The 8,931-nt window shown below is 36.3% G+C and carries 8 protein-coding genes; all 8 read right to left on the bottom strand.

All coding sequences use genetic code 11. From position 1 onward, the window contains the following. Window positions 1-816 (bottom strand): sulfotransferase (locus ACTHJT_RS10355; protein ID WP_440237949.1); only part of this gene is annotated, 816 nt, incomplete at its 3' end. A gap of 10 nt (window positions 817-826) precedes the next feature. Then, a complete protein-coding gene (locus tag ACTHJT_RS10350; protein ID WP_440237948.1) occupies window positions 827-1,774 on the bottom strand; it encodes a glycosyltransferase in 948 nt (315 codons plus the stop codon). Beyond that, window positions 1,762-3,258 carry a hypothetical protein gene (locus ACTHJT_RS10345; RefSeq protein ID WP_440237947.1) on the bottom strand — a complete coding sequence of 499 codons (1,497 nt, stop codon included), beginning with the start codon at window positions 3,256-3,258 and terminating at the stop codon, window positions 1,762-1,764. Before ACTHJT_RS10345 ends, ACTHJT_RS10350 begins: the two co-directional genes overlap by 13 nt. Further along, entirely contained in the window at window positions 3,255-4,817 is a 1,563-nt protein-coding gene (locus ACTHJT_RS10340; RefSeq protein ID WP_440237946.1) for a lipopolysaccharide biosynthesis protein, read from the bottom strand. The genes ACTHJT_RS10345 and ACTHJT_RS10340 overlap by 4 nt, the downstream gene beginning before the upstream one ends. Before the next feature lie 6 nt (window positions 4,818-4,823). Then, complete coding sequence (locus ACTHJT_RS10335; protein ID WP_440237945.1) at window positions 4,824-5,666, bottom strand: hypothetical protein; 843 nt, start codon at window positions 5,664-5,666, stop codon at window positions 4,824-4,826. Window positions 5,667-5,677: 11 nt separating this feature from the next. Then, a complete protein-coding gene (locus ACTHJT_RS10330) occupies window positions 5,678-6,826 on the bottom strand; it encodes a glycosyltransferase family 4 protein (RefSeq protein ID WP_440237944.1) in 1,149 nt (382 codons plus the stop codon). Next, window positions 6,823-7,845 (bottom strand): CgeB family protein, encoded by a 1,023-nt coding sequence (locus tag ACTHJT_RS10325; protein WP_440237943.1) that lies wholly within the window; start codon window positions 7,843-7,845, stop codon window positions 6,823-6,825. The genes ACTHJT_RS10330 and ACTHJT_RS10325 overlap by 4 nt, the downstream gene beginning before the upstream one ends. Then, a partial coding sequence (locus tag ACTHJT_RS10320; protein WP_440237942.1) for a glycosyltransferase family 4 protein occupies window positions 7,842-8,931 on the bottom strand: 1,090 nt, incomplete at its 5' end. The genes ACTHJT_RS10325 and ACTHJT_RS10320, both read right to left, overlap by 4 nt.

Raw genomic sequence — 8,931 nt, 5'->3', positions numbered from 1 at the left:
CCCACCCCGCCATCTTGCCTGATTACCCGAAATCCCGTGGTTCATATGATTTCTAAATTCTTCTTTTTTAACATCCGATAGGCTTACTCCAAACAACTGAGTCATTCTCGCAAATTCTTCTTCCGTATTACTTACCATTTTCTCATACTGCAACTGGTATGTTTCCGTTTTTTCAAAATGCCTTTTACAAAGAATGGACATGATAAGATTCTCACCGAACCATTTCACAACCATTCGCATGGATTTCAGAAAAGATTTATTCAGATCTTTATTCGTCATGGAATATACTAATGCACGGGGATCTTTTGTAATATGGATCACACGTATGTTAAATAATCCTGAAGCATGTAACCACATCAAGCGATACGGGTCTTTTGAAGCATCAACCAGCCAGTTCACCTGCTCACCTTTGCGCACTTTAGCTTCATGCAATACTTTCTGCATTAACTGATAGTTTGCTTCACTGTATTTGATAGCATCAGCTTTATATTTCGGACGGATTGATTTACGTAATACATCTCTCAGCATACTCCAGCGTATCACTCGGCCTTGTGGGTATTTATCCCTGAAATAGCTTAGTGAAGTAATTGTGCCGAAATTATTTATGTAACTATCACCATAAATCTTAGACCAAAAATTACAGGAAGACAACTGCTTTGTACAACCGCAAACGCGATTTTCACTATAATCCTTCGGTAGATTTTGTAACTCCCCCATTGTCCAGGTAAAAGGCAGTGTCCCCAGTAACAAGTCCAGTATGGTTGAACCGCTGCGTCCATTGCTCAGTATATAAATAACATTTATTTTTTCTTTCATATCAATCATTTCATTTAACCAATTTCCTATTTACATTGATGCGCATATTCAAGGTTGTAACATAATACCATAGCACTTTTGTAAAACTAAAAGGTGATTTAAATTTTCTTATATTACGACGCATGTTTTTCACATTACCTGACAGGAGCATCTTAATAAACATATGCACATGCTGCACACCTCTGATTCGGGTAATGTACCTTAAGGCTTCCTTCTTTTTTTTGCCTGTATAGGCAGCATTCATTAAATCGTTATAAATACTTATTTCTTCTTCCAGTAAAACCAGGTTTGTATTCAGCGTTTTACTACCACGCTGATTATGCTGGCGCACAGCAAGAAGTGTTTGTTTATTCACTACAATAGGATCATTCCCGGCAATCCGTATCCAATATTCAAAATCACCCGCATACACGAGCTGTTGGTTAAAGTATCCATACCGCTCAATACAATCTCTGTGTAACATAACAGTAGATAAATTCCCCGGCAAGCAACCATAACTAAAGAAATAGCAACGTGCATCTTCGGGGTATAAAATATCAGGGGTTGTCCAGGTCTTCTCTTGCAGTACAATTTTATTTCCCTTCGCATCTATGGCATCTTTTTTACAATAAACCATCTTAGCTCCTTTACAGCTTTCCAATGCCTGTATCTGCTCTTTAAGCATGTTTGGGTACATGACATCATCCTGACAAAAAATTTGTATGTATTTGCCTGTACTATGCCTGATGGCATTGTTTAAGTTTCCAAAAATGCCTCTGTTGCTTTTATCATTCTCAATAACAACGATGCGGGAGTCGTGTTGAAAAGACTGAATAATACGCAGGGACTGATCAGAAGAGTGATCTATGGAAATAATAACTTCAATATTGGAGCAGCTTTGCTGTACAACAGACTGCAAACACGCAAACAAAAAAGCTTCGCCATTATAAACAGGAATAACAACACTTATCTTGTCCATTCCAATTTATAATATTTCATTAAACTTAATATACCAAGTAATAATACAAAAATCACACCCGCCTGAAAAATCATGAATGAAAGCATGTCACCCAAAACAACTAAATTGGCTGCGATGTACGAAATACAAACAAACACAATACTAAAGATTGCGAAATCACTATTAGCTAATGAAATGCGGGTTAATAAAACCAGAAACAATGCTGAAATTATTGCAAAAATAACAATCCCCTTTTGTCCGTCAACAATTATAGCTTCTTCCATTACATTAGGCTTTCTGGAAGTTGTTGTATCATTATAATTCCCAATACCAACCATGCGGGCAACATCATTGTAATGGGCATTAAAATCAAATTTATTCCGTATTAAAAAACGCGGCAAAACAGTTTCCACTAAATGGGGGTATACATCGGAACTTACTAAACTTGAATTCCCATCTCCGAGATACAAGGCATGCTGAGTATATTTTAAAGTCACAGTTCCCATGATAGCGCGTATGGATATATAATTTATAGTGTAATCAAACTGATTAGTTAATTTTGTATTTTTATCTTCAATAGAATTTGTGCCTTTATCCAACTGCTCTAACCGATCCTTCGTAGACGACAATTTACCTTGAGAAGCTGCGTTTTTATAATCTAAAAAAAATGGCAGAAAATAAAACAAAGGTAATGTGATTAACGAAAAATATCCAATCAGTTTCACTAAGGTGAATCTAAAATAAGTAATTGAAAATAATCCTGAGAAGACTAATACGTTAAATAATTTACCTTTAGATCCTTTAAATAAAAAAGCAGTACCTCCAAATAAAAAAACCAATAAAATAAGTAACCAGAAAATGGCTTGAGCTTTGTCATCCATTCCATTTTCTTTATATGTTTTATAAACAATTAATAAAATAGGAAAAGCCCCCAAAGATAATAAAGAACCTACATGAAATAAGTGATGTAAAGCATGAGGAGCGGCCAGCATAAAAGACAATGAAACATATCCAGATACAAAAAGGACAATGGCTACCTTTCTATAAAACTGTAAATCTGTTTCAGTAAATTCAAATACAAAAGATGCTCTCCACTTATTCTGAGGGTAACATAGAATAAAAGTTGTTACAAGCACACTGGCATAAAGATAGATATAATCGTTTGTTTGCTTTATCACAATGTCTTTATAGTCATTATATCCAAACCAGTCCAGATATTCAGGTTTCAAATAGTGACATAATACATAAAAAAAAGTTAAACTCGCAAAAGATGTAGCAATTGTATATACAAATTGCATTATATATCCGAAACGTGTAAGTAAACCGGATTTATAACAGGTATAATAAAAATACAACCACAAACAGCAACGAATATTCATAAACAAGATGATATCCATATGATCTGTTGCATACATGAAACATAGTCCCAATACCAGCATTAAAACGATTACCCAGCGCGGATATTCATTTGTATACTGAACAGGATATAACTTATAGGTTGTCATGATGCTTTATTGGACACTTTAATCTTTTTTAAGAAAGTTAATATAAATTCCCTGATTCTAAGCTTCACATCAGTATCCAGGAATTTCCACTTAAGATAATAAATATATAGCAAAACGCTAAATCCAATCAACGATATCAACGAATCAGCAGTATTAAATTTATATTGAAGGCCGTATGTTATTATTACAACGAGGCAGGAAGATACAGATAACAATAACTGTTTATCATATAGATTCAGCCCCTTTGACTTGAATTTATTTTGGATGAACTGTAAATTAACTACAATGGAACTCAAAAGTTCAGATATAAACAGACCAATTCCTATTGCAACCAAACCCATTTTCCCAATAAACAGATATGTTAACAGAAGCGTAACACTCACACGCAATACAGATGATAAAAAAATGAGTTTGGTCTGATTGGTACTATTGATAAAAATGGTAAATCCTGACCCGAAATTAGTGAGTGTAACACTGCACGCCAGTAGAGCAAATAACGGAAAACTAAATTCCACTTTACCTTTTGTCCAATAACTGAATATCCATTCAATAAAAGGAATAATTAATATCAACCCGGAATTGATGATAATACCGCTTAAAAACCAATTCACTGAAAATACTTTTTTTAATTTATCAAATTCCTGCAAAGTGTTAAACTTAGTGATCTCAGGTCCCAGCGGAGACAATACAATACTTGTAGATTGAACCGCAGTATTAGAAAGTGTACGTAAGGTTGTATATGCCGGTACCAGGCTTGGATGCAGATAAGAAGAGATAACCAATACGATACCGCTTTGGTTAAACTGATTCAGAATACCGGCAAAAGTAATGGCTATTGATCGGTAAAAATTCTGTAATCCGATTTTGACAGAACCATTTAACCACCATGGGAACAGTTCAGGAAGAATCCGCTTAATATATGCAAATAGAAAAGCACAGTAAACCAGGTTAAACAAAACAATCAGAATGGCAGCTCCTAATATATTCAAATGAGACATTGCAGCTAAAATGATTGCAGAGAATTGAAGTAAGCGGGAAACGATCCCCCATTTCTGGCTGGAAGCATATTTACCTATAGGGTTAAATAGTTTAACCAGAATACCTCCTACACTACCAACCAGCATCCACATAAGCAATAATGCTAACAGAGCTTCTGTTAGGTGATATTGTTTTGTAATCGTATCCGAAACACCCAGTAATTGCTGCATCCAGCCCCCATAAGTGAAAATAATTACCGCAAGTACTTCTGCCATACCTAACGCTACGGCTATGTATATTGAAGAAGCCAACACGCGTTTCAATTCAACCATGTTGCCAGCGTGATACAGACTGGTCATTTTGTTTCCGACATAAGTCTGATGACCGATATCGAAAGACTGAAACATAGTAAACAATGCAAATACAGAAAGCCAGATTCCATAGGTTTCATTGCTCCAGAAGGTTAATAATATAGGAACCAAAAAAATGGTTTGCCCCATATTCATCATAAATGAAAGAGCATTCCAGACAGCTCCTTTCAAGCCTCTTTTTTCAATTGTACTTTTATCTGTAACAGGCATTATTATTTATTTAACAATATATCCTTCCGGCCATTTTGCGTTGCGAATCACCGCTGGAAGCTGATCATAAGGAATAAATTCTGTATCCATTGCTATTACCTTTTGCAGATATTCATTGTTATTCACTTCAGGATGTGAAGACTTTGATAATTTACTTGCGATACGTTCCAAAGGGCCTACATATGAAGCGTGATGAAAGACACCCACTTCCTCCGGACATTCCATAAAACCGAAGAATTTATGGGAAACATCTTTCAATTTTAATGTCTTTAATAATTTTGCCAAACGCACTTCATTCCAACTTACTCTGCGTCGCGTCTCGAATAGTATTCCCGGTTTGATAAAACCAAAATGACAAAATTTCTTTTTGGCAGGATTCAGGCGCTGGTTCCAGGTTCCATAATAATTATATCCATTAACCCGGAGGCCTCTTGGTTTGTGCTTTTCCAGATACTTTATAATATTCGGGAATGTCTCCGGATCATAAATTTCATCACCATCGACAATTAAAAAGTAATCAGGTTTTTGATGAAACGCTTTTACTTCTTCAATGGGTACACCATGCGTCAGAATACCTTTTGTTGGGTCATGCAAGATAGCCTGCATTTCATGATTACGCGCAGCAGCTTCGTCTTTATAGCGTCTGATCACCACATGAATTTTCCCTTCAGGATCAGGAAAGTTCATAACAAAAGGAACTGTCTGATCAGGTATTACCGGTTTTCCATACCAATCTCTATCATATTGTGTAATAAGACTGATGCCCGAACAGAACGGATATAAGGCCGAAATCACTTCACGTATGAAGCCATCTTCATTAAGGGCTAAGCAAATGGCATGAATTCTCATGAAATAATATTTTATAGTGTATGATTTATTTCCTTTAGTTTTTTTATGATAGTATTACCGTAATCATCCCAGGTAAAACCGGAACGTACTTTTTCGTACGCACGTGTTCCCATTTCTGCCGTAGCTTCCTGGTTCATATAGCAATATTCTATCTTTTCTTTTAGCTCTTTAACTGAACAAGCCTGCACAACAAATCCTTCAACACCATTATTGATCAGATCGTCTCCACCGGTATTGGTGGTACATAGCAACGGCAGTCCGCAGGCCATGGCTTGAGGCTGCACCATCGCTAATCCTTCTTCTAATGAACATATAGCAAAAAGATTTGAATTGGTTAAGTAAGCCGCCAACTGATCCTGAGGCATTGGTGCGTGATAGACAAAAGAGCCTTCATATTGAGCGAATACAGGCTGCATTTCAGGGGTCATAGCGCCAATCAAACATAATTCTGCTTGAGGTAAATTCAGCTCTTTAAAGGCCTGCAGTAAATAATGAACACCTTTGCGGATGCTCATTGCTCCCACATAAATTACTCTGAATATTTTATCCCTTTTAGGTGCCGGCGAAAAACGGGACAGGTTTACGCCATAAGGAACTTTAATGAGCTTATTCGCATCAATTCCATGAGCAATAAATGTTCGTTCAACAAACGAAGATGGTATACTTATTCTGTCTGCACGGTGATACTCTTCTATTTCCCGCTCCAGACGATGCTGAGCAAAACTGTTTTTCAATCTGGAAGCATCTGCATTTAGTTTCGCATATTCTTCCAATAAAATATCCCGTTGATACAAAACATGAGAAGACCCTCTTTCAAGCACTTTCACTATACCTGTTTTTTCTGCACGATTGAAAATAGGTGTCGCGGCCAAGCCCCATGAAACAACCATATCCTCTTCCCTCAGTTGGTTTGCCGCCCATTTGCCAAATCGCTGATAAGCAACAACAGGATCTTTCTCTCTGTATATGTATGTAAAAAAAGCATTTATCATGCTCGTTCTAACACGGCTTTCACTGATTGTATATCCTTTATTATTACTACGATTGCCGATGTTACCGTAAAACGACGTATATAACTTTTCCAGCAGCCCGTGATTTTGCAATTGCTGTGCCAGATCAAAGGCGTGAAATTTCTGTCGAATGGCTACCGATATTTTCATGAATGTGAATGAGAAGTCTTCTGTTTAATTACACGCACAATTTCCTTCATTCTGTCTTCAAAGGAATAGCCACTTGCAAGGCAACGTTCACGACCGGCATCAGCAATCTTTTTCCGTTCCGTTTCGTGCTGTAAATAATAATTTATTTTATCTACCAATTCTTCTTTTGAATCAAAATAAACTGCTTCAGAATTTTCTTTAAACAAGCGTTCATGCTCATTACTTCTTTCTGACAGCATAAAACCACCGCAGGCTGGTATTTCAATACTTCTGCTGGTTTGTAAATCACGATTGATTTTTCGTAAGAAGTTTAATGAAATTTTTGAACATGAAATGGCTTTCACAAATTCTTCTCCATACAAAGGTTTCTCATGACAGATTAAATTGCTGCTTCGAATCTTATTTTTCCATCCGTTACCGTAAATATCAATCACGACACCTTGCGACGCAGCATATTCCATCATTTCATGACGTTCTATTTCATACGTACCGATAAACAGTACATCAGCTTTAACAGATTGTTGCGTGCAATCCAAACAAGGAATGTGCAGATCCGCATCATACGACTTATCCTGAAATAGAACTTTCCTGGCTCCTAATGCAGGTAATTCATCCGTATTACAATTATAGGATTTCTGTGTAACAACCAAATCATACCACTTAACACCTCTTGTATACCAACGTGAACGATTATGTCTGGCAAACATATCATCATTGGACCAGGAAACTATAGGTATTTTCAGGGAAGCGACTTTTTTTAATGTTGCAGGCAAAATAGTATTACCTTTTACAATGAAAATCAAATCTGGTTTTTCAGCCTGATTCAGCTGAAGCAACAAACGTTCATTGAGTTTGTCTAGGTCCAACGGATACCCAAGTTTGTAAGCTATGCGCTCCAATACAGTTTTTTTGCGCTGTTTATTTGCCCCTATAACAATTACATCATCAGCTATTTTTTTCCAGGCAGCTAAACATATATCAATTTTATAGGGGGCGCTATTTACGTAGATTATTTTCATCTAACCAACAGGGCACTTTTAATATTATTTTTTCTTACTGTATTTGAATAGTTGTCAATTTTTAACAGACTTGCGTCTCCAAATCGTTTTCTTTTAGCTGCATCCTGGATCAATACCTTTATTTTTTCTGCAAGAAGTTCTACATTACCACAAGGGTATATATATCCATTCACTCCATTTTCTACCAGATCTTTTGAACTGCCTACAATATCAGACACCACTATTGGCAAATTAAAATTCATTGCTTCATTCACTACTAATCCCCATGTTTCGCCAGCACCTGAAGGCAAAACAAATACATCTGCAGAAGCGAAATAACCAGGTATTTCGGATTGGTTTTTAAAACCTGTCAATGTTATATTCTTCAATGCTTTTTCTTTGATATACATTTCCATTTCCTTGCGTAATTCCCCATCGCCCATGAAAACAAAAAAAGCATTCAAGTCTTTACATATTTCTGCAGCACGTATTAAATCCATTGGTCTTTTTTTCTCAATGTATTTACCGGAAAATAATATAATCACTTTATCATCAGGCAAACCTAATCCTTGTTTCAAGAAATCTTTTTTATCGCTTACTTTAGCATACTGTTCCTGAAACCAACGATTATCAACCGAATAAGGCATAAACACGCTTTTGTGATTACCAGCGTAATACTGATAGAAACGTTTACTTTCTTCACCAATATAACACAGGCGATCGCTCCAACGGAAAATCATTCCCAGGAAAATCTTTTTTATAGACCGGTTCAGTGAAGATTTCTGCAATTCCTGCGACAATGGATTTTCTGAATGTATCCAAAAAGGAATACCGGATATCTTACAATAGATCATGGCTATCCAAAAGGTCATCCTATTCCAGCCATGCAGAATCAAGGTCGCGTCCTTATTCTTCTTAAGTACAGATATTACCTCCCAATTGACTAACCCGAAAAAACCGTTATAGATAGAAGGTTTGCGGGCATTATTTTTCAGGAAAATATATTCATGACCTTCCAGAATTGGTGTATCCCATTTAACCTCTACTCCAAACTCTTTATCTTTGTATCCTTTAATTGTTTCGTCTGAACAATATAAAACCGTCAAT

The organism is Cytophaga sp., from assembly GCF_051961495.1.
Taxonomy (GTDB): Bacteria; Bacteroidota; Bacteroidia; order Cytophagales; family Cytophagaceae; genus Cytophaga.
The sequence above is the reverse complement of the archived record's forward strand: the minus strand, read 5'-3'. Positions and strand labels throughout refer to the sequence as shown.